This is a genomic window from Furfurilactobacillus cerevisiae, assembly GCF_048961765.1.
In the GTDB taxonomy this organism is placed as follows: Bacteria; Bacillota; Bacilli; order Lactobacillales; family Lactobacillaceae; genus Furfurilactobacillus; species Furfurilactobacillus milii_A.
Window position 1 is genome coordinate 1,575,934 of the sequence record NZ_CP185253.1, and the last position, 25,269, is coordinate 1,601,202.

The following is a 25,269-nucleotide window of genomic DNA, read 5'->3' on the forward strand; positions in this document are numbered from 1 at the left end:
TTAATTGTGACGGCAAATTACAAGTTTAATCCGAACAAGCCCGGAATCTTTCAATGGCAGTCTGTTGATGATGTATTTTTAATGGTCGTTGATTAATTAGTTCAAGTGCTGCTAGGATCTCATCAGTCGTTACTTGGCTAAAATTGGTCTTTTTCGGGAAGAACCAGCGTAACCGTCTATTAAAATATTCATTGGAACCTCGCTCCCATGGTGAATATGGATGGCAAAAATAAACTTTGATCTGATAATCCTGTTCTAAGGCCTGATAATTGGCAAACTCTTTACCATGATCAACAGTAATGGATTTTACTTGGGGACCGAAGGCCCCCATAAACTTGCCAAAGGCGGTGTTTAGAGCCTTAGCCGTTCTATTAGGGGCTTTGATGGCCCATAGAAGTCGGGTCTTACGTTCTACGAATGTAACCAGACATGATCGTGACTCACTTCGACTAGAAAGCACCGTATCTACTTCCCAATGACCAAAAGCTAATCGTTGATTAACAGTTGTTGGCCGTTGTTCGATGGAAGTCCCACTTGTAAATTTCCCACGATTTTCGCTCACTCGGTGCTGGCGGACATTCCGATTGGGTAGATCAGTCAATTTGAAGGGGAGCCAGCCACGATTAAGCCAATTATAAATTGACGCAGTGCTCAAGTTATAAGCGGCCGCAATGGTTTCTGGTGACCAGGTTAATCGTAAGTGATTGGTAATTAAAGTCGCTAATGCTGCCGTCAGCATCGAACGACGACCGCAATTCCGCCTTTTGCGATCTGCATCTTGCTGAGCTAATTCTGGATCATAAGGTTTAACCCGGTCCAACTCATAGCTAATCGTAGCTTTGGCGACGCCTAAGGCGTCAGCCATTACTTGGTAAGATTTATTCCCCTCATTGACCAGTTGTGCTAGTGCGCCACGTTGAAAACGTGATAAAGTAGATGTACCCAAAGTAATCACTCCCTATATTGGTTGGAATTAGCTACTACCATTGTAAGTGATTACTTTGGGCTTTTTAATTTCTGTTCGGATTAATTATAGAATTTGCCTGACACAAAGAAAATTGCCGCATGTTAGCCAAAAAGAATTACTCAATCTATACCGGGTAACGGACAGACTTGAAAATACGGCAACACAAAAGTTATTACAAACGAAAGCCATTACCACAGGTGCTAGTGAGTATCATTCAGACATTATTAAACGTGAAATAATGAATCAACAATTGACTCCTTGGACTGCAATTATCTACTGGTGGAATGTTTTAAACAGCACACACTCCTCAAAACAAATGGGTTCAGTAACGGATTCTGGCAAGACATTATTTCAACAACAAGAACGAATCGAATTAGCAAGTTATCATAAGATAATGCAGTACCTGCTTAAACAGAATTCAGGTTCCCCAGAGGCCAATGTTTTAGCCAGAATCTATGTAACTCGTCACGATGACACCTCAACTGTAGAAAAAGTGAATCAAGAAAGATTTTATATGATTCAACTTTTCTCTAGTGAAATTGAGTATGTAAGGCAACAATATTGGCGGAATCGTTTAACACTCAGTGAAAGCCGTTCGATGATTTACGACATTAGTTTGCAACAAACGATTTTTATTCGCCGACATTTTAAATGATTAAGCGGCAATTAAAATATATTCAGGCTGAGAGCTCTAACTACCCAGGCAAGATCATAACAAAGATGGTAAAATTAATTTTGCTAACTATTCGGTCGTGATATCCTTAGGAAATACGGAACACGTATGTCATTAATATAAAAATTAATAATTCTAAAACTACTTATCATGAAAGGGGTTGAAGCCCATGGCTACTATTCAATGGTATCCCGGTCATATGGCGAAGGCCATTCGCCAATTGCGAGAAAACTTAAAGGTCATCGACATTGTGTTTGAACTAGTCGATGCCCGGATTCCAGAGTCATCACGGAATCCAGAACTACGGGCTACAGTGGCCCAAAAGCCAACCCTCTTGATCCTCGAAAAAAGTGATTTGGCTGATCCCAAAGTCACTGGGGAATGGGTGCGATATTACCGTGAACACAATCAGCCCGTTATTGCGATTGATGTGAATGATCGAAAATTAGTGGGTAACCTTGTTAAAGCTGCTCGCGAAGTTTTGAAAACGCAGCAGGAGCGAGCGGAAGCAAAGGGTATTCAGAAACCCGTTATTCGTGCTGTAATGGCCGGTATCCCCAACGTTGGTAAATCAACGTTGTTGAACCGACTGGTCAATAAAAAAGTTGCCATCACTGGTGATCGGCCTGGTGTAACTAAGAAGCAACAGTGGCTGAAGGCCAATGAAGAACTTCAACTGTTAGATACACCTGGTGTTTTGTGGCCTAAGTTTGAGGATCCATTGGTTGGTCAAAAGCTTGCTTTGACGGGTGCAATCAAGGATTCTCTGTTTGCCAAGGACGATGTCGCACTGTATGCAATTAAGTTTATACGTGAACACAATCAAACTGATCGATTGGCTGAACGGTATCATTTAACTGACGATGAACTGACACTGAGTGACGTGGATCTATTATTGGCTATCACTAAACGACTGGGCTTTAAAGATGATTACGACCGGGCAAGTGAACGTCTGATTTTTGATCTACGCAAGGGTAAGTTGGGTCGGTTTACGTTTGACACTACCGATGAATTATCTGACGAATCTGCCGATAACGTGTCTGAGGCGGATCATGAGTGAAGCTAAGCCGAAAAAACCGTCCATTGCAATGCTACGCGAACAATTGGCTCATGTTCAGCAGGCCAACGATCCGCTGTTAGCAACGTTAGCAGCAGATCCACGGAAAGGGGTTGCCTCACTGTTACTGCAGACGAATCGGCGCTTAACTGCACAGGCCAACGCTGAATTCGCCTTTGAACAACGTTTGCAACTGGAACGAGCTTGCTGGGCAAAGGGACAGTCATTGGTCGCTGGCATTGATGAAGTCGGTCGTGGCCCCTTGGCTGGCCCAGTTGTTACCTGCGCCATTGAGTTACCACACGATTTTCACTTACTGGGTGTCAATGATTCCAAACAGTTAACTGCACATGAGCGGGAATTACTGTATCCACAGATTTTATCTGCGTGTGTGGGCGTCGGTATCGGAATTGCTTCACCAAAGCAAATTGATCACTTGAATATTTACCAAGCAACGCGTGTGGCCATGCGTGATGCTGTGCTAGCGTTGCCACAACAACCGGACGCGTTACTGATTGATGCGATGCAAATTGACGTGCCAATGCCGCAACAGAAACTTATCAAGGGGGATGCACGTTCCGTCAGCATCGGTGCGGCCAGCATTGTCGCTAAAGTGTACCGTGATCATTTGATGTCGATGTACGATCGCGTTTATCCAGGGTATAATTTTGCACAAAATGACGGCTATGGAACCGCTGCTCATTTAGCTGCCCTCGATCAGCTTGGCGTGACACCAATTCACCGCCGTTCGTTTAGTCCGGTCACTAAAAGATTGCAACAAGATTAATTTGCAATCGCTCTTGATATAACAATAATTAATAACCACCGATTTTTTTCAAAAGAACCGTTTTTTTATTTTGCAGCGAACATTGCTGGGTAGAAATTCGTATGTTAAGTCGTCAGGATAAAGTTATTAAGAACTGTTCATGTGCTTGTCTTGATCACAAGATGTTAACGGAGGGCTACACATGGAGAGATTGCTACAAACGATTAATCGGGACGCACTGATTCGACTTCATTTTATGCCTGGCGTGGGCTTAGCTGGGCGACGCAAAGTTTGGCAATTCCTGCAGGCAGAGCCGGATGTACCACTTACCCTGACAAATTTACTGGACTGCCTAGCTTTGCCAGAAATAAAGGCCAAGCAGCTGACCAACTGTTGGCGTGATTCACGGTTGTCGGATACAATTGTGCGCAATCACCAGTTCGGCAAGGTGACGACTATTCTCGATGAAGATTATCCCGCGTATTTAAAAGAAATGTACGCTGCCCCGTTAGTTCTATTTAGCCGTGGCAATTGGCGGTTGACTCAGCAAGCCGGACTGGCCGTTGTGGGCGCGCGTCAAGCAACGGCATATTCGTACACGACGCTTAAACAGTGGTTACCAGCCGTCATCGCGACAAAGATTCCGATTATTTCTGGATTGGCAGCAGGCGTCGATGCGCTTAGTCACCAACTGGCTGTTCAGCATAATGGTCACACTATCGGAGTCATTGGTACTGGGCTAGACATTGCCTATCCAGCAGCCAATCGTTCTTTGCAACAAAACTTGATGCGAACTCAGTTAGTCATTAGCGAATATCCGCTTGGCACCGGGCCAGCACGGCATCGCTTTCCTGAACGCAACCGAATTATCGCTGGCCTGGCACAAAGTGTCTTAGTGACAGAGGCTGCAATTCATTCGGGTAGCTTGATTACTGCTAATATTGGTCTTCAAGAAAACCGAAACGTGATGGCGATTCCCGGTCGGGTGACAGACCCATTGTCCGCTGGTTGCAACGCATTAATTAGTGCTGGCGCAACTCCCGTTTGCAATGTAGAAACTATTTTAAACGAACTGCAATTTCAGAGCTAACTGTTCAAATCATCGACTATTATATAGTAGAAAAATCTCGTTTTAGTTGACAGCTTATGTAACTGTGCAGTATGGTGATTTAGATTTGACTGTGCTTATGTGTACGGTTAGACACTGGTGAACAGGATGTTTCATCAGCTAGTAATCAATAATGTTAACAAAGGAGTTGCTTCATGGCGACCTCAAAAACTAAAACCAAAACAAGGGCTAAGACTAAAAAGAACTTAGTGATTGTTGAATCGCCTTCAAAGGCTAAGACAATTGAAAAGTACTTAGGTCGCAACTATAAAGTTGTTGCCAGCAAAGGCCATATCCGTGATTTACCAAAGTCACAGATGGGTGTTGACGTCGAACACGATTATGAACCGCATTATATTTCAATTCGTGGTAAGGGCGACACCATTAAAGAATTAAAGAAGGATGCTAAAAATGCCAAGCGCGTTTATCTGGCATCTGACCCGGATCGTGAAGGGGAAGCCATCGCATGGCACTTATCCCACTTATTAAATTTAGATCCTGAAGAAAAGAATCGTGTCGTTTTTAACGAAATTACTAAGGACACTGTTAAAAACGCATTCAAACAGCCGCGCGATATTGACATGGACTTAGTCGATGCGCAACAAGCACGGCGGGTTCTGGATCGTTTGGTAGGTTACTCAATTTCACCAATTCTATGGAAAAAGGTGAAAAAAGGTCTGTCTGCAGGTCGTGTTCAGAGTGTCGCACTTGCGCTGATCATCAAGCGTGAGGAAGAAATCAAGGCCTTCCAGCCGGTAGAATATTGGTCCATTGACTCTGAATTCCAAAAGGGTCGGCAGAAGTTTGCTGCCAGCTTTTACGGGATTCACGGAAAAAAGGCCGGCTTGAAAGATAACGATGCCGTTCAAGAGATTCTAAAACAGATTGACCAAAAAGCCAGTTTTAACATCACTGATGTTGTGCGTAAAGAACGTCGGCGCATGCCACAACCGCCATTTACGACATCAACCATGCAACAAGTGGCCAACCGTCAATTGAATTACCGGACTCGGAAAACAATGATGGCGGCCCAACAGCTGTATGAAGGAATTAATATTGGTAAGGGCGGCAGTGTTGGTCTGATTACCTATATGCGGACCGATTCAACACGAATTGCGCACATTGCCAAGCAAGAAGCTTCAAAGTATATTCATGAAGAATATGGCGCGGAATATGCAGCCGTCAAGCCGGTCAAAGGTAAATTGCCAGAAGGGGCACAGGATGCCCATGAAGCTGTTCGGCCAACCAGTGTTTACCGGACACCTGCTGAGATGAAGCAGTATCTGACTAACGATCAATTCCGTTTATATCAATTGATCTGGAATCGTTTTGTTGCTTCACAAATGACAGCTGAAGTCTCCGATACGATGACGGTTACGATTGATCAAAACGATGTTCAGTTCCGTGCCAACGGTTCTAAAACGAAATTTGCTGGTTTCACCAAAGTCTACAAAGGCGCTGCTGAAAAGGATAATGTTTTACCAGACTTAAACGTGGATGATACGGTTAAGATGGTTAAGAATGATCCACAACAGCATTTCACCCAGCCACCGGCACGTTACTCAGAAGCCAATTTAATTCATGCATTGGAAGAAAACGGTGTTGGTCGTCCGTCCACGTATGCGCCAACGCTGGATACGATTCAACGACGTAACTACGTCAAGCTTGAATCCCGCCGGTTTGTGCCTACGGAACTCGGTGAAATCGTCAATGGTGTTATTGTCGATTTCTTCCCCGATATTGAAAACATCGAGTTTACTGCTGGTCTAGAAGAAAAACTCGACGGTATTGAAAAGGGTTCAGAAGAATGGGTAAAAGTGGTCGACGAGTTCTTCAAGCCATTTTCGACTGAAGTTAAAAAAGCCGAAGATAACATGGAGAAAATCAAGATCAAGGATGAAGCAGCCGGCTTTGACTGTGATATCTGTGGTGCCCCAATGGTCATTAAAATGGGTCGTTACGGCAAGTTCTACGCTTGTTCACGTTTCCCAGATTGTCGTAACACTAAGGCTATCGTTAAGGAAATTGGTGTCATTTGTCCTAAGTGTCATAAGGGTCAAATCATCGAACGTAAATCCAAGCGAAACCGAGTTTTCTATGGTTGTTCACGTTTCCCAGACTGCGATTTTGTGTCATGGGATAAGCCAATTGGCCGTGATTGTCCTAAAGATGGTCACTTCTTGGTCGAAAAGAAGGTTAAAGGTGGCAAACAGGTCGTTTGTCCAAATGGCGATTACGAAGAAGACGTTCAAAAATAGCGATTTATCGACTTGATCGTCATTAAGTTATATTTGCGCATTCTTGATCTTGTGGTTTTTGCTATGAGATTAGGGGTGCGTTTTTACTTACAGACGGTGTAGAATACACACATGCGGTTACGCACCGCTTGACAAAAAATTCAATCATTCACTTAACGAATAGAAATGAGGCATCAGCATGGCATCGACACCCACTGTAAACGTAATTGGTGCTGGTCTGGCAGGTAGTGAGGCAGCTTATCACATCGCCAAGGCCGGTGTAAACGTCAAACTTTTCGAAATGCGACCAACAAAGTTAACCCCGGCTCATGAAACCGGTAATTTTGCGGAACTGGTTTGTACAAACTCTCTGCGGGCTAATCAAATTAGCAACGCGGCCGGTCTGCTCAAGGCTGAAATGAGACATTTGGACAGTATCGTTATCCGCTCAGCTGATGCTAATGCAGTGCCTGCCGGCGGCGCACTGGCGGTTGACCGGACTCCGTTTGCTGAACAAATCACCAACGAGCTGAAACAAATGCCTAATGTTGAAGTAGTGAGTGAGGAAGTCACTGCCATTCCTGACGGCATCACCGTTATGGCAACTGGTCCGTTGACCGCCGGCCCTTTGGCTGAGGCCATTAAGTCCTTTACGGCAGAAGACGACCTGCATTTCTTCGATGCAGCTGCGCCAATTCTAAACAAAGATTCACTGGATATGGATAAGGTGTATTTAAAGTCACGTTATGACAAGGGAGAAGCGTCCTATCTCAATGCCCCGATGAACGAGGAAGAGTACAATGCTTTTTACGATGCCTTGATTCACGCTGAGACCGCCGATGTGCATGATTTCGAAGACAGCGATGTGTTTGAAGGTTGTATGCCCGTTGAGGTTATGGCAAAACGTGGTCGGCAAACGTTACTATATGGCCCGTTGAAACCAGTTGGCTTAGATGATCCTAAAACGGGCAAGCGTCCGTTTGCGGTTGTACAGTTGCGCCAGGATAATGCAGCCGGTGACTTGTACAACATTGTCGGCTTCCAAACACATTTGAAGTGGGGCGAACAAAAGCGGGTATTTCGCATGATTCCTGGTCTAGAAAAGGCCACATTCGTGCGTTATGGCGTTATGCACCGTAATTCGTTCCTGAAGTCACCTAAACTATTACAAGCGACATACCAAACCAAGGCTCGGCCAACGCTACTGTTTGCCGGTCAAATGACGGGTGTTGAAGGGTATATTGAAAGTGCGGCATCTGGTATTCTGGCTGGTATTAACGCTGCCAAACTTGCTTTGGGACAAGACACCGTAACCTTTCCGAAAACAACGATGGTCGGGTCAATGGCCAACTACATTACGACTGCGGATGCGGAGCATTTTCAGCCAATGAATGCCAACTTTGGAATTGTGCCAGGATTAGATCATCGCATTCGTGACAAACGTGAACGGAATACTGAGGTGGCTCATCGCGCGTTAACTGATCTTGACGAATTTTTGCCTACGGTTGGCATTGAACCAGTTGTGGTAGCTGCAGAACAACCGACACCTGAAGCCTAGTTGTCAGTAGCAGTCTAAATTGGGTTCTGCTGGTCATATCTGTGGTAAAGACAATCAGAATCATTTCACTGGCAGTTAATAGTGATGAACAGTATTGCTGTAAATGCAACGTTTTGATTTGTAAAAAGTAACTGACAAGTCGATGGTTTTGTTCGTATGTAAACGCTTGTCAAGCCCTCGTTATTTTGCTAATGTTAGCGGTAATGAGGGCTTTTATTTATGGCAGAAAAAGATATCACATCCGACCCAGGTCAGCTAGAGACCGATTGGGTTCAATTATTTTTGACGTATCTGCAGGTTGAGCGGCGTTATTCAACGAATACTGTGACCGCGTACAAGGAAGATTTACAAGAATTCATCCAATTCATGAAGGACAACGGTGGTTTAAAATCATTTTCCACAATTGATCACCTGGATATTCGGGTATATCTCAGTTATTTATATGACGCACATTATTCCAGAACCAGTACGGCCCGAAAAATCTCATCACTACGTTCTTTTTACGGCTTTTTAGTTAAAAATGATTTGGTTAAAGATAATCCGTTTGTATACGTTAATTTAAAAAAACACCCGTCAACGCTGCCGCGATTTTTCTACAATAAGGAGATTAACGAATTGTTGAAGACGGCCAGCGGGGATGGTAGTAAACCGTTGCAGTTTCGTGACCGTGCCCTGATCGAAATGTTGTATGCGACGGGAATGCGGGTTTCTGAATGTGCTGGACTGCGCTATCAGGACCTCGATTTCTCAACTCACATGATCTTAGTTCATGGTAAAGGTGACAAAGAACGTTACGTTCCGTTTGGCCGCTACGCAAGTGATGCACTTGATACGTACGAGCAGCAGTGCCGTACACCATTAATGACTAAATATCATCAACAACATGACTATGTCTTTATTAATCGATACGGTCATCCATTGACCAGCGCAGGTATTGAATACGCATTAAAGCAGGTGATGAAACAAAGTTCACTGACTGGTGATATTCATCCCCATATGTTGCGGCATTCATTTGCGACACAGATGTTAAACGGCGGGGCTGACTTGCGTACTGTGCAAGAATTACTCGGTCACAGTAGCTTGTCCACGACCCAAATTTACACGCATGTAACCAAAGAGAATTTACAGGCCAGCTATCGCAATTATTTTCCACGAGCTGTTGATCATGGCCGTGGCGGTCCAGATGAGCCAGAAAGTTAGCTTGAGTGATACACGTATCAGAGTTGTTTAAATCTGGTTTGAATCTAGGAGGAAAAAATGATTAAGTTGTCGAATGAAGAATTAACGGTTGCTATCAACGAGCATGGCGCGGAGTTAACTAGTGTCAAAGATGTACAAACGCATGTAGAATACATGTGGCAGGCAGATAAAAAGTTTTGGGGACGTCATGCGCCAGTTTTGTTTCCCATTGTTGGTCGGCTGCACGATGATCAGTATCGGTATCAGGACAAAACTTATTCAATGACCCAGCATGGTTTTGCTCGTGATCAGGATTTCTTGGTGACAGCACAAACTGCGACCAGCGTTACGTTTACTTTGAAGGATAACGACGCCAGTCGCATCAAATACCCGTTTGCTTTTCAATTAGACATTATGTTTAGTTTATTAGGTCGCCAGTTAAGCGTGGAATATCGTGTTGCCAATCCGAGCGATGAACCCATTTACTTTTCCATCGGCGGTCATCCTGGCTTCAATGTGCCACTCGGTGACAGTCAAGGAATGTTCAATGACTATACCGTGGCTGCTACTCCGGCTCAAACGTATTCATCACTGAAGCTTGATGGTCCCTTTAGTGATGTTGACCATCCAACAACCTTGAACTTTGAACGACCAATGAAACTCAACCATGATTTATTTGAACACGATGCTAAAATTCTTCAATTGAACCAACAACCAGCAACATTAACACTAACATCAGGGCTAAACGAGCATGGCATTGCCGTCACCCTTCAAAACGCTGATTATGTGGGCGTTTGGTCACCATATCCAGCTAAGGCACCGTTCGTTTGTATCGAACCTTGGTGGGGGATTGCTGACGCAGTTAATGCGGATGGTGACCTGACCAAAAAGTTTGGTATTCATGAGTTGTATCCACAAGCGATGTTTAATGCGGACTATAGTATTGAATACTTCTAGGACGCCTTAATAGATGCGACAATTTTTAAGTGAATTATGGGCGCAATAAAACAGCGTTTACTAACATTTTGATGTGTTAGTAAACGCTGTTGTTTCTAGTCGTTTAACTAGAGCGTGTTAAACGTTATTTTGACTCCGTCGAGGATGTGTTGTTATCCAACTGCGCTTCTTCACTAGTCACTTTGGTTGCGGCTTTTGGCGCTTTAACTGTAGAAGTCTCGTCTTTAACGGTTTCTGGATTCGCGTCAGCGTTGTCGTTTTCAGTAACGCTCGCTTTCGAATCATCGGCGTCCTGCTTAGGTTTGATCGGATGGGATAAACGATAATGATGATACAACCCAAACGGCACCATGTTTTCGGTACCAGCCTTGATGCGATCTAAATTGGCGCGGTGTCGGTAAATGATAAAAAGCGTTAGCACAAATGCGACCGTGGTCAGTACGCCGTCTTGATAGAGCAGGGACAAAAACGTGATGATGGTCAAGGCAGCCATTGAAGCCACTGAAACCATGCTAGTAATGTAAACTAGGCTGCCGAAGATAATGCAGGCCACAATGAAAAATGGAAAATTATAGCCCGCCAGAATTCCGGCACTAGTTGCGACGGCCTTACCACCCTTAAATCCGTCAAAGATAGAAAAGGTGTTACCAAGAATGGCACCCAGTCCAATCAGTAAACCGTTAATAACGACGCCATGAACGATGGGAGCACCAAATACAACTGGTTGTAACGTTGATAAAGCGCCTTTTAAGATATCAATGAGCATGACGACCGTGCCAGCTGTTTTACCAAGGACGCGGTACGTGTTAGTGGTGCCAATGTTGCCAGAACCAGCTTTGCGAATATCTGTATGGAAGAAGATCTTGCCAATCCATACACCGGTGGGAATTGATCCTAATAGATAGGCCACCAAGAGCATAATCAGTAATTTGAGCATGGGTAACTTCCTTTGTTAAAACTGAATGTGTTCTATTTTATCATGAAGACCATTGGCTGCCAATTCAATTCACAAACTGATGCTTGACAGATGTTTAATCTCATGCGAACATACATTCGCATCGAATGGTAACTTCACGAAATTTATGATGTTTTTCATAGTCAGAAATAGCTGATTAAAACTCAGGTGACTCAAAAATGTCATGCCAAACTTGGTCGGAGTGTGTTATTTTAATTTAGACAGTCTATTTACGTTGTGCTTAAAGTACACGTTTTAAAGAGAGGATGTTGGGTACATGGCTTCATCAGCCAAAGATTACAATGCATCAAGTATTCAAATATTGCATGGCCTGGAAGCCGTTCGCAAACGCCCGGGGATGTATATCGGCTCAACGGATGCACGGGGCCTTCATCACTTGGTCTACGAAATCGTAGATAATGCGGTTGATGAAGCGCTGGCCGGTTTCGGTAAAGAAATCAACGTGACGATTCACGCAGACAACTCCATTACGGTTAAGGATCATGGCCGGGGGATGCCAGTGGGAATGCACGAGTCTGGCATCCCAACGCCTGAAGTTATCCTGACCGTGCTACACGCCGGTGGTAAGTTTAACGACAGTAGCTACAAGACTTCTGGTGGACTGCATGGTGTCGGTTCCTCCGTTGTTAATGCTCTATCTGAGTGGTTAACGGTAACCATCGTTAAGGACGGAATGAAGTATCAGGAAGACTTCAAGGACGGCGGTCACCCAGTTGGCACTTTGGTTAAACTGGGCAAAACTAAGGAACACAATGGAACAACTGTTTCATTTAAGCCAGATCCAAGTGTCTTTACAACGGTCGTTTATAACTTCGGTACACTAGAAGAACGCCTGCGTGAGTCTGCGTTCTTACTGACAAACGTAAAAATCACGCTCACCGATGAACGTGCCGGACAAGAACGCACCGAAGAATTTCACTACCCTGATGGAATCAAGGAGTTTGTTGCCTATTTAAACGAAGATAAGGACACGTTGGGCGATGTCATGTATTTTGATGGCAGCAAAGATGGTGTCGAAGTTGAAGTGGCAGCACAGTACAACGATGGTTACTCGGAAACGATGTTGTCATTTGTTAATAATGTGCGAACTCCTGGTGGTGGAACACATGAGGCGGGATTGCGGTCCGCTTGGACGAAAGCGTTCAACGAATATGCACGTAAGGTTGGCTTGCTAAAAGAGAAGGATAAAAACCTCGAAGGTTCTGATGTGCGTGAAGGCTTATCCGTTATTTTGTCACTACGGATTCCAGAAGCTATTTTGGAATTTGAAGGTCAGACGAAAGACAAACTTGGAACCAGCGAAGCCCGCACCATCGTTGACAATGTCGTTAATGAACAACTCGGGTTTTACCTCATGGAAAACGGTGAATTTGCGCAAATGCTGATTCGCAAGTCCCTGCAGGCTCGTCAGGCTCGTGAAGCTGCTCGCAAAGCCCGTGACGAAAGCCGTAACGGTAAGAAAAAAGGCCGTCAGGAACGGTTACTTTCAGGTAAACTGACTCCTGCACAATCCAAAAATGCTAAACGCAATGAACTATTCTTAGTTGAGGGTGATTCTGCCGGTGGGTCTGCTAAGCAAGGCCGGGATCGTAAGTTCCAAGCCATCTTGCCATTACGTGGGAAAGTCCTAAATACAGAAAAGGCTAAACTGCAAGACATCGTTAAAAATGAGGAAATCAACACCATGATTTATACGATTGGTGCTGGTGTTGGTGCTGATTTTGATATTAAAGATGCCAACTATGACAAGATTATTATCATGACAGATGCCGATGATGATGGTGCTCATATTCAGATTTTGCTACTGACCTTCTTCTACAAATACATGCGGCCAATGATCGACGCCGGCCGAGTATACATTGCCTTACCGCCGCTTTATAAGCTTCAAAAAGGTGTTGGCAAGAAAACTCAGATTGAATATGCTTGGACAGACGCAGAATTAAGCGGTAAAGAGCAAAAGATTGGCCGTGGCTATTCTCTCCAGCGTTTCAAAGGTCTCGGTGAAATGAACGCTGATCAGTTGTGGGAAACGACAATGGATCCAGCGAGCCGTACTTTAATTCGTGTTCGAATCGATGACGCAGCCTTAGCCGAACGTCGTGTCACAACGTTGATGGGTGATAAAGTTGAACCACGTCGAAAGTGGATTGAAGACAACGTGGCCTTTAACTTGGAAGAAGACGGTTCAATTCTTGATAATGCAGCCGTTAACTCAGCCCATCATGTTGAAGATGATGATCCAAACAATGAAGACGACGAAGCTGTAGATACTGCAACGACAGTAGCAACAGGCAGTCAAAAAGAACAAAAGACTGATAAGAGTTCAGTCGATGCTCAAGATTCTAAACAACAAGGTCCAACGATTACCGTTTGGGACAATAAATAATTAGTTAATTAATTAAACAAGGTGCTTGTTTTAATGCAGGAAAGGAGCAGAACTTGTGGCAGATGACACACAAAACATTCAGGAACTAACCCTGGAAGATGTCATGGGTGAACGGTTTGGCCGTTACTCAAAATCCATCATTCAGGATCGTGCCTTGCCAGATATTCGTGATGGCTTAAAGCCAGTTCAGCGGCGCATTTTATACGCCATGAACAAGGATGGTAATACTTTTGATAAAGCATTCCGTAAATCTGCTAAATCTGTAGGTAACGTCATGGGTAATTACCATCCACATGGTGATTCATCCATTTACGAAGCCATGGTGCGTATGAGTCAGGACTGGAAGCTACGAGCACCGCTGATTGAAATGCACGGGAACAACGGGTCAATTGATGCTGATCCACCGGCTGCAATGCGATATACGGAAGCTCGTTTAAGTAAAATATCCGGCACGATGCTACAGGATATCGATAAAGAAACTGTTGATTTCGTTCCTAACTTTGATGATACGGAACAGGAGCCAACCGTTTTACCGGCTCGTTTCCCAAATTTACTGGTAAATGGTGCCAGCGGCATTTCTGCCGGTTATGCGACAGAAATTCCACCGCATAATTTAAACGAACTGATTGATGCACTGATTTATTTACTAGCGCATCCCAAGGCATCAACTGATGACTTGATGGAGTTCGTTAAGGGGCCAGACTTTCCGACTGGCGGCATTATTCAAGGCTTAGATGGTATCAAAAAAGCTTACAATACTGGTGCTGGCCGTATCGTGTTGCGTTCTAAAACAGCCTTCAAGCCCCTTAAGGGTGGCAAGCAGGAAATTGAAATCACGGAAATTCCGTATGAAGTTAATAAAGCCTTGCTTGTAAAAAAAATGGACGAAATCCGGATCATGAAAAAGGTCGAGGGCATCGTTGAAGTCCGTGATGAATCTGATCGTCAGGGACTGACCATTGCTGTTGAGTTAAAAGCTGATGCAGATGCACAGGGTATTTTAAATTATTTGTTGAAAAACACTGATTTGCAGATCACGTATAATTTCAACATGGTTGCTATTCATAATATGCGACCAGAACGCGTTGGTTTAAAAACAGCCTTGCAGGCGTACATTGACTTTCAACGTGAGGTGATTACCAAACGGACGCAGTATGACCTGAATAAGGCCAAAAAGCGTCAACACATTGTTGATGGTTTGATTAAAGCTTTATCCATTTTGGATGAAGTGATTCAGACCATTCGTGGAAGTAAAAACCGCAAGGATGCCAAGCAAAACTTGATGGACAAGTATGACTTTACTGATCCTCAGGCGGAAGCAATTGTGACGTTACAGTTATATCGTTTGACTAATACCGATGTAACAGAGTTGCGGCGTGAGCATGCGGAACTGGACGCCCAGATTGAAAAGCTTGAAGACATTTTGGCTAATGATGCCTCCTTGCGCAAAGTGATGCGCACGCAGATGCAGGACGTCAAAAAACAATTTGGTTCACCACGTTTGACCCAAATTGAAGACCAAATTGAAGAACTTAAGGTGGATCGAACTGTCATGGTTGCCGATGAAACCGTTGTTTTAATGGTTTCACATGATGGTTATATCAAACGGAGTTCGCCAAGGTCTTATCAAGCTTCTTCTGAAAACGACAACGGTCTCAAAGAAGAAGACTACCCAATCTTATTGAAGCAAGTTTCCACACTGGATCATTTATTTATGTTTACCAGCAAAGGAAACTTGATTTACCGACCGATTCACGAGGTCACGGATGCCCGATGGAAAGATACCGGAGAACACATTTCCCAATCAATTGGGCTAGCAGATGATGAGGAGCTTATCGCCGCCTTTACATTCAGCAGTTTGGAAGAGCCGGGCAATTTTGTTATTGCGACTGCGCATGGTCTTATCAAACAAACGGCGTTCATGGACTTATTACCGGGACGAACGTATAAGAAACGGGCTAGTGTCTTCGAAAAGTTCAAGCAAAATGATGATCAGGTCGTTGACATTACGTATGTCAATTCAGAAGCGCCATTGACGGTTATGTTAATGTCCCGTAATGGTCTCGGACTGCGCTATGATTTGGCTGAAGTACCAACTAATGGTGCACGAACCAGTGGTGCCAAGTCGATGGATCTGCGTGGCGATGACGTTGTTGTCAACATGCAGCTGGTTAAAGATTCCGATGATGCCATCATCGTTACCCAGCGTGGTGCTTTGAAGAAAATGGCCATCAGTGAAGTGCCAGTGACAAGTCGTGCTCGTAAAGGTGTTCTATGTCTGAGGGAGCTCAAGGCTAACCCACATGAAATCGTTGCCTTTATTGCGGTTGCTCATGACAGCGTATCTCCAGTTGAAGTGGTTACAAGTCGCGGTATTCGTCACGATATTTTGCCCGCTGAACATGAACGTAATGCGCGGTATTCAAACGGCTCGTTTGTAATCGACATTGATACCGAAGGCGTACCGACATCACTGCGTCACAAGGAACAAACACTCATTCTTAATTAGTCTAAAAAGCAATAGGTGGTTTACCAACTAGCTATACCACCGCAAATTAAGCATAATGATTTGTTAACTTAAAAGTTAACGGTCATTATGCTTTTTTCGTTCCATTATTGGATTTATGAGCAAGCATTCCCATTGCATTAGTGAATCGGAGTGCGTATGATTATCACTGTACCAATATGACTGCAAGACAAACACATAAAATCATTTTGCATTATTTAAAAATAAGGTAGATTGCAAATTTAATCCGAATTTTTGGACAAATTGGTCAGCATAACCTGATACGGTGTTTTCCAGTCAAGTATTTTAAGCGGTCTCTGGTTAATTTGGAGTAACGTCGTCGTTAAATCTTGAGCACTAATGTGCTCAAAACGAGTCCCCTTAGGATAAAAATAACGTAAATTCCGATTAAAGCGTTCATTACTACCACGTTCAGCTGGCGTATAAGCATGACAGTAATAGGTCTTAATACCATATTGTGATTCAAATGATACTAGCCCACTAAACTCAGTACCACGGTCCACAGTAAAACTGTGCACCGGTCCATTAAAAGTTGTTAGGAACTTAGTCAGTGCTTCATTAACACTCGCTGTCGTTCGGTCCTTTAACCGATATGCCCAAAGGAACCGTGATTTGCGATCGATTAAAGTTAATAAAACTGCCTTACTATGCCCACGAGGGCCAACGACGGTATCTAGTTCAAAATCACCGATGCGATTACGTTGATTAATCATCATGGGACGCTGTTCAATCGATCGCCCCAAAGATTGATTATATTTGGATCGTTGGTCAACGTTACGCCGTTGGCGTACGCCATGTTCAGGTAGATCATTCAAGGAGAAACCAATTCTCCCCTGATTTAGCCAATTATAAATAGATTTAGTCGCTAGTTTAAATTCGTGAGCAATCATTCCTGGTGACCAGCTTAGATGTAAATGGTTGAGAATTGTTTGCTTTAACTCATCGCTCAGCTTAGTTTTCCGACCACATCGTGATCGCTTGTATTCGGCATCTGTTTGTGCTAATTCAGCCTGATAAGGTTGACATCGAGATAATTCATAAGAAATTGTTGACGGTGATCGGTTCAGCCGAACGCCCATTTGGATATTGGACAGCCCTAGTTCACAAAAGGTTTCGATTTTAATTCGTTCGGAATAGGTTATACTAGACAAAAGATCAGCTCCTAAAAGATGGGTTTGTTGTAAACACCATTTTAAAGGAAGCTGATCTTTTTTGTCCGAACAGCGTTCGGATTAATTTTACAATCTACTATAATGATGAATTCAGTTTTAATGCTTGCGTAAACAGACTTCCATTGCGTATAATTATCGTATCGAAAAGATTTTGTTTATAATAGATGATCAATTTGAAAGGCGCTGGATAATGAAAAGCAAACAGGAGACTATCTTTTCTTCGAAAACATTGACCTACTTTTTACAACTGGCAGAAACAATGAACTATACACAGGCAGCCCAAATCCTTGGGATTACACAGCCTGCATTAACGCAACAAATTAAAAAGCTTGAACGAACAGTGGGTGCACCATTATTTTATTCAGTCGGAAAAAAATTACGTTTGTCAGAAGCTGGTAACACCATGCTTAGTGCAACACACGAAATTTATGAAGTGCTGAATCAAGCGACAGACGAAATTCAGCAATCAACGTCTGCTGAATCTGGCGAAATCAACATCGGACTATTAGCTTCCGTTGAATACTCTGTGTTTGAAGATTTTGCCATTCAGTACTATAAAGAAAACCCTGACGTTACCATCAACTTCCACATGTTGACGCGGAAAGAAATCTGGGATCGTTTGGAGAATAACCGCATTGATCTAGCGATTATGTACTTGCCAGATGACAGCATTAAAAACTGGAAGCCGTACCGTTCAAAGAAGATCATTACAGAAGATTTGCTATTCATTCACAGTGATGAAAAAATGGCCAAACGAAAGAAGATCCGTTTGAAGGATACACTTAACAACGTTTGGGTCACTTACCCTCGTGAGTATTATTTAGATCAAGTTTTGCGTGAAAACTACAAAAACGCCATGGTTGATTTACCTAATGCGGTGGCCCGTTTCACAACGCCGGACCAAATTTATCAATTCAGTGCTGAAACTGGGGCCTACACAGCACTGCCAAATAGTTATAGTATTGCTAAGGGAGCTGACAGCAATTTACACGCTGCTCAGTTTGAACCCGGAATTAAATTTGACTTAGCGTTCGTTTTCCGTAAAGATAAAGATGAGATTCCTCGTGTGGGTCGTTTACTTGATGCATTTGATTCATACTTGGAAGCCGATGATTATATTTCACGGCTGACTCAAATTCATGATCAAAAATATGGTGTTAAACACCACGACGAAGGAGCAAAAGATTAATGAGTAAGGAACTGGTTTTTGGACACCAAAGTCCTGACACTGACGCAATTGTTGCTGCAAAGGCATATTCATACTTACAAAACAAACTTGGGTATGATACTGAAGCGGTTGCTTTAGGCGAACCAAACGAAGAAACACAATTTGTCTTAAACTATTTTGACGAACCAACACCACGGGTTATCACTAAGGCCAGTGACGAAGTTGATTCAGTTATGTTAGTTGACCATAACGAACATCAACAAAGTGTTTCTGACATTGAAGATGTTACGGTTACTCACGTTGTTGACCATCACCGGATTGCCAACTTCTCAACATCATCACCACTGTTCTACCGTGCAGAACCAGTTGGTTGTACCAGCACGATTTTGATGAAGATGTTTGACGAATACAAGATTGAAATTCCAGCACAATTAGCAGGGCTGATGCTGTCTGCGATTATCTCAGACACACTTCTATTGAAGTCACCAACCACAACGGATGACGATAAGGCTGCTGTTATTGCATTGGCTGAAATTGCTGACGTTGATTACAAGACATACGGTTTGGAAGAACTTAAAGCTGGTACTAACCTATCTTCTAAGAGTGAAGCCGAATTGATCGAACAGGATGCAAAGTCATTCGAAATGGGTGGTAAAAACATCCGCATTGACCAAATCAACACAGTTGACTTGGACGAAGTCTTTGCTCGTCAAGACAAACTTGAAGCAGCCATGGCCGCCGACGCCAAAGAAAAAGGTTATGATTTATTCCTTGTCTTGGTTACCAACATCTTGGACAGCGACTCTCGCTTGTTAGTATGGGGTGAACCAACTGATGTTGTTGAAAAAGCGTTTAACACAACGTTAACCAACAACACGGCCAGTTTACCAGGTGTTGTTTCACGTAAGAAACAAGTGGTTCCACCATTGCAAGACCAATTTAAATAAGCTATTTAATAAAGACGTTTACAGTGTATCTGTAGACGTTTTTTTAATTGAACCACTAAGGATATTAAGTATAAATAGTTGCCTCACAACAGCTCACGGCGAATAATAAACGTGTGAGAAACTGAATGGAGGCGTTAAAAATGGCAGAAGAACATGAATTAACGTTTGATGATGAAGTCGTGGCCCAATTAAAACCCTTACTTGTCGACGGAAATCAATTATTATTAAGTTACGATGATGGTGTTGGACCATACTCACATCATGGTCTGGTGGCACTCCAAGTGTCGTTTCAGCTCGTTGTTGTGGGCAAAGATGCAAATGTTGATGACTATCAAGCATTGATTCCCTCTAATTTAGGTCCTGTACGCTATAAAGACTATTCTGGCCGATTCCTTGGTAAACACTTGCATGCGACGTTTAACCGTCTCATGCACGCAATTAAGCTGTCTGACGAGGGTGAACAGATCGACGATAACGTTGAGGTTATTGTTGATGCATCCGCTAGTCAACCGGCGCAATCAAACTAACGCTAGTGACATAATGCGGCTGTGACATAGGTTTATTTGGGGCGAATAATATGCGCAATATCGCGCGCCAAAGTCCTGGAAATTCCGCTTAACTCAAAGCTGACCCATTCCCCAAGTTCGGGAATAGGTCAGTTTTCGTTAATGCTCGTTTTCAACACGTACCTATGTCGTCGCTCCATTCCTATGACAAGCACAAAGTGATGGGGATACTGTTCTTTTCTGGTTGAGCAGAATGCTTGCGTTATTCTCTATTTTGCGGAGAATAAAGGTATCGTTAAGTACACAAGACACAATTTAGTTGTGTACGAGATATATTCTTTTGAGCTACAAGGAGGTTCATTATGAAATTATCCATGTCATCAGATGCTAAGACTAAAATTGCGGCCGCTATGGGACCAAATCAACGTTTATTACTCAGTTTTGACGACGGTGTTGGACCGTTTTCAAACGTTGGTTATTGCTCATTGGATACTTCGTTTGATCTGATTATTGTCGACAAGGATGCAGAAACGCCAGACTATGACGCTATGATTGCTTCAGATCTCGGTCCTGTGGCCGTAAAGGACTACAGTAAAACCTATATGTCTGAACACATGCAATTAACAGAAAACACAACATTTCATACCTTACAGTTAACCGGTGACAGTGAACAGTTGGATCCAAACGTCCAAATCAGGGTGATGTCTGGTTCAACAGCGGAATAAGGATAATCGCATAAACGTCATCAAGACACGGCAACATTGATTCAACAACGAAGAAGGAGATTTGGCAATTGGCAAAAGACAAACAAGCAAACATTGATAAATTGAGCCCAGAAGCGTACGCAGTTACCCAAGAAGCCGCCACCGAACGGCCGTTTTCTGGTAAATATGACGCCTTCTATCAAGATGGCATTTACGTTGATATTGTCAGTGGTGAACCGTTATTTTCCTCAACGGATAAATATGATGCCGGTTGTGGCTGGCCGTCATTCACGCATCCGATAACGAAGGAAACTTTAGCGGAACATCGTGACCAATCATTGGGTATGGAAAGAACGGAGGTCCGCAGTAAGGAAGCGGACTCTCATTTGGGTCACGTCTTCACCGACGGTCCTCAAGCAGAGGGTGGCCTCCGCTACTGCATTAACTCAGCGGCGCTGAAGTTTATTCCAGCAGATGAATTGACACGCAATGGTTACGAAAAATATGCTAAACTGTTCCCAAACGTTAAGCAGGTTTAATAATAGTGATGGAGGCGCATTAAATGGCAGAAGAAACAGCAATTTTTGCAGGTGGTTGTTTTTGGTGTATGGTCAAGCCGTTTGAAACAGTAGATGGCATCAATAAGGTGGTATCAGGTTATACCGGTGGACATGTGCCTAATCCAACGTATGAACAAGTCTGCAGCCATACAACTGGTCATACGGAAGCAGTTAAAATTTGGTTTGACCCAGAAGTAATGTCTTACGACAAACTGGTTCAAATTTATTGGCAACAAACGGACCCCACGGATGCGATGGGACAATTTCAAGATCGTGGAGACAGCTATCGGCCCGTTATTTTTGTCAAAGATGAGACACAACGCCAAATTGCAGAGGCTTCCAAAAAGGCGTTAGCTGAGTCCGGTCGTTTTGATGCCCCAATTGTGACGCAAATTGAGGATGCCAAACCATTTTATCCGGCGGAAGATTACCATCAGGATTTCTATAAAAAGAATCCATTACGTTATGCAATGCAGGAAAGTGGTGGCCGCGAAGCCTTTATCGATAAGAAATGGAAGACAGCCCAACAGACATCGAAAACAACTGACTAATGTTATTAAACGTAATCTGACTTCTAATTAGAATGCCGAGTATGCTAAAATAATGTCATGTAAACTATTCCACTAGGGGTGTTCGGCAACTGCTGAACTGAGACGATAGATATCGGACCCTTCGAACCTGTAAGTTGAGACTTGCGAAGGAAAGTGGCCAGTGTGTGATTGCTTTTAGGCACTGAACCTTTTTCCTATGGGCTCAGTGCCTTTTTTGTCGCCGCTTTATGACGCTGTATATTTATTGAGTTTCTGATTAGCATCATCAATTTTAGTCACTGTTTGACACCGTCACCGAATTGGAGGATCACAATGAACCTGTCTTTATTGGAAGCCATCCGGGAAACTAATCCTGTTGTCTTTACTGTTGCTAACAGTGTCACGATTGCAGAAGTGGCAAACGCCGTTAACGCTATTGGTGCGTCTCCCATCATGTCAAAAGCTAAGGAAGAGGCTGCCAATCTCGTTGGGATTGCTGGCGCAATTGCGTTGAATTTAGGCACTTGGACGCCTGATCAAATTGACCAAATGATGACTGTTGGCAGCTTGGCTAATCAGCATCAACGGCCTGTTGTGATCGATCCAGTAGCGGTTGGCTTACCAAGCCGCCGCCAGCAGTTTGATCGGCTAATAGCCACTACCCAGCCAACAGTCATTCGAGCCAATGCGGGAGAGATGGCGGCTTTGTCAGGCGATCTATCTAACGGTAAGGGCATTGACGCTACCGGTGCTGTGGCTGATCCCAAACGCATTGTTCAGGCTGTGGCGCTGCATTATCATTGTGTTGCTGTGATGACTGGAGCCATTGATTGGATCAGTGACGGCCAACAGACAGTCAGTCTTCATGTCGGAACACCATTGTTTGCAACGCACGTTGGTTCCGGGGATATGCTCAGCAGCATCGTAGCTGCTTACTTAGCGGTGGAGCCCAATGCAATGACAGCCGCAGTGACTGGTACCGCTATCTTTGGCGCGACCGGTCAGTGGGCAGTTAACCAGTCCAAACTAACGCTTAAACAGCCTGGTTCGTTTGGTATCGCCCTGATGGATAGTTTTAGTCAAGTGACAGTGGAAACACTATCATCATATCTTAAAGATAAGGTCGTAGATGAATAATGACAGAACAGATGACATCACAATTCCCACAGGCTCTTTCCATTGCAGGCTCTGATTCTGGCGGTGGGGCAGGCATGCAGGCCGATTTAAAAACAATTCAAGAACGACATGTTTTCGCAACAACAGTGTTAGTGGCTATTACGGCCCAAAATACCTTGGGTGTGCAGGACTTCATGGCTTTGCCAACCAAAATTATTGACGAACAGTTTGCTTCGTTAGAGGCTGATTTGGCCATCAAAGCTTGTAAGACTGGCATGCTCGCAGACTCTATCCGTGTTCATAATGTTGTTGAAAATCTCACCCGTTATGACTTTGGTCCACTCACGGTTGATCCAGTGATGATTGCTAAAGGTGGTGCGCCGTTATTGGCCGAAGACGCTATCGCTACCGTTAAGAAAGAACTAATTCCGTTAGCCACCATCGTGACACCGAACCTTCCTGAGGCCGAGGCACTAACAGGATTAACCATTGAAAATGATGCTGACATGCAGCGCGCCGGACAGCAATTGCAGGCGATGGGGGCTAAAAACGTGATGGTCAAAGGCGGTCACGAGGCGGATCCGACAACGGCCAGTGATTTTGTTTTGCTTGAAAACGGACGGTCTTTTTGGTTGAGAAGTCCGCGCTTTGATACACACAATACGCACGGTACCGGCGACACGCTATCTGCTTGCATCACTGCGGAATTAGCCAAGGGTAGCGACATTGAAACGGCCATTCGGACGGGTAAGGCCTATGTTAGTGCCACGATTGCACAAGGCATCAAAGTGGGCCACGGTCATGGTCCGCTTAATCACTGGGCTGTGGTATCGGAGGAATAAACGAGCGATGAAATTTCAGACAGAACAATTAGCAGCCTATTTTGTTGCGGGCTCTCAGGACATGGTTGATGGTCGCCAACTACCAGAAGTTTTAGAGACGGCCATTGCCGGCGGTATCACGGCTTTTCAATATCGTGAGAAGGGTTCTCACGCACTTTCTGGTGACGCTAAACTAAAATTGGGCAACATATTAAGAGAATTATGCAAACAAGCTAAAATTCCGTTTATTGTTGATGACGATGTTGAACTAGCGAGACGTCTTGAGGCCGATGGTGTCCATGTTGGGCAATCAGATGAAGCAATTGCCCAGGTTTTAGACGAAGTACCAGACATGATTATTGGTTACTCATGTCACACACTTGACCAGATTCGCAAGGCTAATGTGCTCACCGCTGTTGACTACATTGGCAGTGGACCAATTTTTCCAACCATTTCAAAAGCTGACGCGGATCCGGCCGTTGGCACCGACGGGCTGACAAAACTCGTTAGTGCATCGATGAAGCCCATTGTCGCGATTGGGGGCATTAGTCTGAATAACCTTAATGAGATTAAGGCCACCGGTGCGGCAGGCGCTGCGGTAATTAGTTTATTAACGAGAGCCACAAATATAAAAGCCGCCGCAACTGCTATTCGACAAGCCTTTTCAAGCAAATCTTGAGCCTTGTTTATGAACGTGTTTCAACGCTTGCAACACTCTGTGAAAATCGCTACACTAAGTGACGGTTATAAAATCCTTTGGAGGCAGTGAAATGAAAAATAGACCTAAACCAATAAATCCGGCAATGCCGACAAACATTGCGGTGGTAATGCTTACTTTAGGCGTTCTTGTTGGCGGGATTATTGGCTGGCTACTGCCAATACCATTTGACGGTTCATTTATCTTAGGCGTAGTTATCATGTTGATTTTTGACTTTGCTTTTTTGGCTATTTACCGACGTATAACGATCGCTAAACAAAAAGCAGCCAATGCACAATTGGCCGCGACACAGTCAACCGACCAAACTGCTGAAAAAAAGTAGACTGGTAGATTGCGGTGTTATTAAGTTGTGCTATGCTTGATAGTGAAATAACAGCAGAAATGGCTGTTATTTTGGGCCCGTAGCTCAGTTGGGAGAGCGCCTGCTTCGCATGTAGGAGGTCGACAGTTCGAATCTGTTCGGGTCCATAAAAGAAGTCTTATTAAGAATTAACACAAAATGCAAAGGCATCCTGTTCCTAGATTTCTGGGAACAGGATGCCTTTGCATTAAGATGAGTTTTAAAATTTTGGAAATGTAAGGTCATTCACGTCATTGATTCTACATAAGTTAACGCTACACCTAGTTTGAGTGTGC

At 43.9% G+C, this 25,269-nt stretch carries 22 protein-coding genes, 1 tRNA gene, 1 pseudogene and 1 riboswitch; of the genes and pseudogenes, 21 read left to right on the plus strand and 3 right to left on the minus strand.

Going from position 1 to position 25,269, the window contains the following annotated elements; translation table 11 throughout:
* Positions 1-25 precede the first annotated feature (25 nt).
* On the minus strand, positions 26-946 hold the full coding sequence (locus ABUE36_RS07510) for an IS30-like element ISLsa1 family transposase (RefSeq protein WP_011373852.1): 921 nt from the start codon (positions 944-946) through the stop codon (positions 26-28).
* Between the two features lie 46 nt (positions 947-992).
* On the opposite strand from ABUE36_RS07510, the gene ABUE36_RS07515 reads away from it, so the two are divergent.
* From ABUE36_RS07515 to ABUE36_RS07550, 8 genes are all read left to right on the plus strand, one after another.
* Positions 993-1,622: a hypothetical protein gene (locus ABUE36_RS07515; protein ID WP_421016496.1), complete on the plus strand. Its 630-nt coding sequence runs from the start codon at positions 993-995 to the stop codon at positions 1,620-1,622.
* 187 nt (positions 1,623-1,809) lie between these two features.
* Positions 1,810-2,700, plus strand: a complete 891-nt coding sequence (gene ylqF / locus ABUE36_RS07520) for a ribosome biogenesis GTPase YlqF (protein WP_161001284.1) — start codon at positions 1,810-1,812, stop codon at positions 2,698-2,700.
* Entirely contained in the window at positions 2,693-3,484 is a 792-nt protein-coding gene (locus ABUE36_RS07525) for a ribonuclease HII (protein ID WP_161001285.1), read from the plus strand. The genes ylqF and ABUE36_RS07525 overlap by 8 nt, the downstream gene beginning before the upstream one ends.
* 181 nt (positions 3,485-3,665) lie before the next feature.
* Entirely contained in the window at positions 3,666-4,553 is an 888-nt protein-coding gene (gene dprA / locus ABUE36_RS07530; RefSeq protein WP_161001286.1) for a DNA-processing protein DprA, read from the plus strand.
* Positions 4,554-4,726: 173 nt separating this feature from the next.
* Positions 4,727-6,829, plus strand: coding sequence for a type I DNA topoisomerase (topA, locus tag ABUE36_RS07535; RefSeq protein WP_161001287.1), 2,103 nt, complete (start codon positions 4,727-4,729; stop codon positions 6,827-6,829).
* Between the two features lie 178 nt (positions 6,830-7,007).
* Positions 7,008-8,366: a methylenetetrahydrofolate--tRNA-(uracil(54)-C(5))-methyltransferase (FADH(2)-oxidizing) TrmFO gene (gene trmFO / locus ABUE36_RS07540; RefSeq protein ID WP_161001288.1), complete on the plus strand. Its 1,359-nt coding sequence runs from the start codon at positions 7,008-7,010 to the stop codon at positions 8,364-8,366.
* Positions 8,367-8,585: 219 nt separating this feature from the next.
* A complete protein-coding gene (xerC, locus tag ABUE36_RS07545; RefSeq protein ID WP_161001289.1) occupies positions 8,586-9,566 on the plus strand; it encodes a tyrosine recombinase XerC in 981 nt (326 codons plus the stop codon).
* A 57-nt stretch (positions 9,567-9,623) separates the two neighbouring features.
* Positions 9,624-10,502: an aldose 1-epimerase family protein gene (locus ABUE36_RS07550; protein WP_161001290.1), complete on the plus strand. Its 879-nt coding sequence runs from the start codon at positions 9,624-9,626 to the stop codon at positions 10,500-10,502.
* Positions 10,503-10,836: 334 nt separating this feature from the next.
* Here the strand turns inward: ABUE36_RS07550 and plsY are convergent.
* Positions 10,837-11,439: pseudogene (plsY, locus tag ABUE36_RS07555) on the minus strand (glycerol-3-phosphate 1-O-acyltransferase PlsY); the annotation flags it as partial.
* 295 nt (positions 11,440-11,734) lie between these two features.
* Here plsY and parE point away from each other — a divergent pair.
* Positions 11,735-13,864, plus strand: a complete 2,130-nt coding sequence (gene parE, locus ABUE36_RS07560; RefSeq protein WP_161001292.1) for a DNA topoisomerase IV subunit B — start codon at positions 11,735-11,737, stop codon at positions 13,862-13,864.
* A gap of 55 nt (positions 13,865-13,919) precedes the next feature.
* Positions 13,920-16,373 carry a DNA topoisomerase IV subunit A gene (gene parC, locus ABUE36_RS07565; protein WP_421016497.1) on the plus strand — a complete coding sequence of 818 codons (2,454 nt, stop codon included), beginning with the start codon at positions 13,920-13,922 and terminating at the stop codon, positions 16,371-16,373.
* Positions 16,374-16,612: 239 nt separating this feature from the next.
* Here the strand turns inward: parC and ABUE36_RS07570 are convergent, their stop codons facing one another.
* Positions 16,613-17,542, minus strand: coding sequence for an IS30-like element ISLpl1 family transposase (locus ABUE36_RS07570; protein ID WP_096109805.1), 930 nt, complete (start codon positions 17,540-17,542; stop codon positions 16,613-16,615).
* A gap of 211 nt (positions 17,543-17,753) precedes the next feature.
* Here ABUE36_RS07570 and ABUE36_RS07575 point away from each other — a divergent pair, with 211 nt between their 5' ends.
* The 11 genes from ABUE36_RS07575 (at position 17,754) to ABUE36_RS07625 (ending at position 25,101) form a co-directional block, all read left to right on the plus strand.
* Positions 17,754-18,752, plus strand: coding sequence for a LysR family transcriptional regulator (locus tag ABUE36_RS07575; RefSeq protein ID WP_421016498.1), 999 nt, complete (start codon positions 17,754-17,756; stop codon positions 18,750-18,752).
* Positions 18,752-19,678, plus strand: coding sequence for a manganese-dependent inorganic pyrophosphatase (locus tag ABUE36_RS07580; protein WP_017261881.1), 927 nt, complete (start codon positions 18,752-18,754; stop codon positions 19,676-19,678). The genes ABUE36_RS07575 and ABUE36_RS07580 overlap by 1 nt, the downstream gene beginning before the upstream one ends.
* A gap of 140 nt (positions 19,679-19,818) precedes the next feature.
* Positions 19,819-20,205: an iron-sulfur cluster biosynthesis family protein gene (locus ABUE36_RS07585; protein WP_161001295.1), complete on the plus strand. Its 387-nt coding sequence runs from the start codon at positions 19,819-19,821 to the stop codon at positions 20,203-20,205.
* Positions 20,206-20,546: 341 nt separating this feature from the next.
* A complete protein-coding gene (locus ABUE36_RS07590) occupies positions 20,547-20,909 on the plus strand; it encodes an iron-sulfur cluster biosynthesis family protein (protein ID WP_161001296.1) in 363 nt (120 codons plus the stop codon).
* 68 nt (positions 20,910-20,977) lie between these two features.
* A complete protein-coding gene (gene msrB, locus ABUE36_RS07595) occupies positions 20,978-21,427 on the plus strand; it encodes a peptide-methionine (R)-S-oxide reductase MsrB (RefSeq protein ID WP_162855614.1) in 450 nt (149 codons plus the stop codon).
* Positions 21,428-21,450: 23 nt separating this feature from the next.
* A complete protein-coding gene (gene msrA / locus ABUE36_RS07600) occupies positions 21,451-21,999 on the plus strand; it encodes a peptide-methionine (S)-S-oxide reductase MsrA (protein WP_161001297.1) in 549 nt (182 codons plus the stop codon).
* Between the two features lie 64 nt (positions 22,000-22,063).
* Positions 22,064-22,168, plus strand: a riboswitch (TPP riboswitch).
* A 143-nt stretch (positions 22,169-22,311) separates the two neighbouring features.
* Positions 22,312-23,115 carry a hydroxyethylthiazole kinase gene (gene thiM, locus ABUE36_RS07605; RefSeq protein ID WP_161001298.1) on the plus strand — a complete coding sequence of 268 codons (804 nt, stop codon included), beginning with the start codon at positions 22,312-22,314 and terminating at the stop codon, positions 23,113-23,115.
* Between the two features lie 11 nt (positions 23,116-23,126).
* A complete protein-coding gene (gene thiD / locus ABUE36_RS07610; RefSeq protein WP_421017476.1) occupies positions 23,127-23,936 on the plus strand; it encodes a bifunctional hydroxymethylpyrimidine kinase/phosphomethylpyrimidine kinase in 810 nt (269 codons plus the stop codon).
* A gap of 7 nt (positions 23,937-23,943) precedes the next feature.
* Entirely contained in the window at positions 23,944-24,594 is a 651-nt protein-coding gene (gene thiE / locus ABUE36_RS07615) for a thiamine phosphate synthase (protein ID WP_161001299.1), read from the plus strand.
* Between the two features lie 91 nt (positions 24,595-24,685).
* Positions 24,686-24,955 carry a hypothetical protein gene (locus ABUE36_RS07620; RefSeq protein ID WP_161001300.1) on the plus strand — a complete coding sequence of 90 codons (270 nt, stop codon included), beginning with the start codon at positions 24,686-24,688 and terminating at the stop codon, positions 24,953-24,955.
* A 73-nt stretch (positions 24,956-25,028) separates the two neighbouring features.
* Positions 25,029-25,101 (plus strand) — tRNA-Ala (locus tag ABUE36_RS07625).
* Positions 25,102-25,269: the final 168 nt, after the last annotated feature.

Bases quoted from the DNA above. Each gene is read 5' to 3' on its own strand.
- ylqF (WP_161001284.1), top strand. From the start codon at position 1,810: ATGGCTACTATTCAATGGTATCCCGGTCATATGGCGAAGGCCATTCGC.
- ABUE36_RS07525 (WP_161001285.1), top strand. From the start codon at position 2,693: ATGAGTGAAGCTAAGCCGAAAAAACCGTCCATTGCAATGCTACGCGAA.
- dprA (WP_161001286.1), top strand. From the start codon at position 3,666: ATGGAGAGATTGCTACAAACGATTAATCGGGACGCACTGATTCGACTT.
- topA (WP_161001287.1), top strand. From the start codon at position 4,727: ATGGCGACCTCAAAAACTAAAACCAAAACAAGGGCTAAGACTAAAAAG.
- trmFO (WP_161001288.1), top strand. From the start codon at position 7,008: ATGGCATCGACACCCACTGTAAACGTAATTGGTGCTGGTCTGGCAGGT.
- xerC (WP_161001289.1), top strand. From the start codon at position 8,586: ATGGCAGAAAAAGATATCACATCCGACCCAGGTCAGCTAGAGACCGAT.
- ABUE36_RS07550 (WP_161001290.1), top strand. From the start codon at position 9,624: ATGATTAAGTTGTCGAATGAAGAATTAACGGTTGCTATCAACGAGCAT.
- parE (WP_161001292.1), top strand. From the start codon at position 11,735: ATGGCTTCATCAGCCAAAGATTACAATGCATCAAGTATTCAAATATTG.
- ABUE36_RS07575 (WP_421016498.1), top strand. From the start codon at position 17,754: ATGAAAAGCAAACAGGAGACTATCTTTTCTTCGAAAACATTGACCTAC.
- ABUE36_RS07580 (WP_017261881.1), top strand. From the start codon at position 18,752: ATGAGTAAGGAACTGGTTTTTGGACACCAAAGTCCTGACACTGACGCA.
- ABUE36_RS07585 (WP_161001295.1), top strand. From the start codon at position 19,819: ATGGCAGAAGAACATGAATTAACGTTTGATGATGAAGTCGTGGCCCAA.
- ABUE36_RS07590 (WP_161001296.1), top strand. From the start codon at position 20,547: ATGAAATTATCCATGTCATCAGATGCTAAGACTAAAATTGCGGCCGCT.
- msrA (WP_161001297.1), top strand. From the start codon at position 21,451: ATGGCAGAAGAAACAGCAATTTTTGCAGGTGGTTGTTTTTGGTGTATG.
- thiM (WP_161001298.1), top strand. From the start codon at position 22,312: ATGAACCTGTCTTTATTGGAAGCCATCCGGGAAACTAATCCTGTTGTC.
- thiD (WP_421017476.1), top strand. From the start codon at position 23,127: ATGACATCACAATTCCCACAGGCTCTTTCCATTGCAGGCTCTGATTCT.
- thiE (WP_161001299.1), top strand. From the start codon at position 23,944: ATGAAATTTCAGACAGAACAATTAGCAGCCTATTTTGTTGCGGGCTCT.
- ABUE36_RS07620 (WP_161001300.1), top strand. From the start codon at position 24,686: ATGAAAAATAGACCTAAACCAATAAATCCGGCAATGCCGACAAACATT.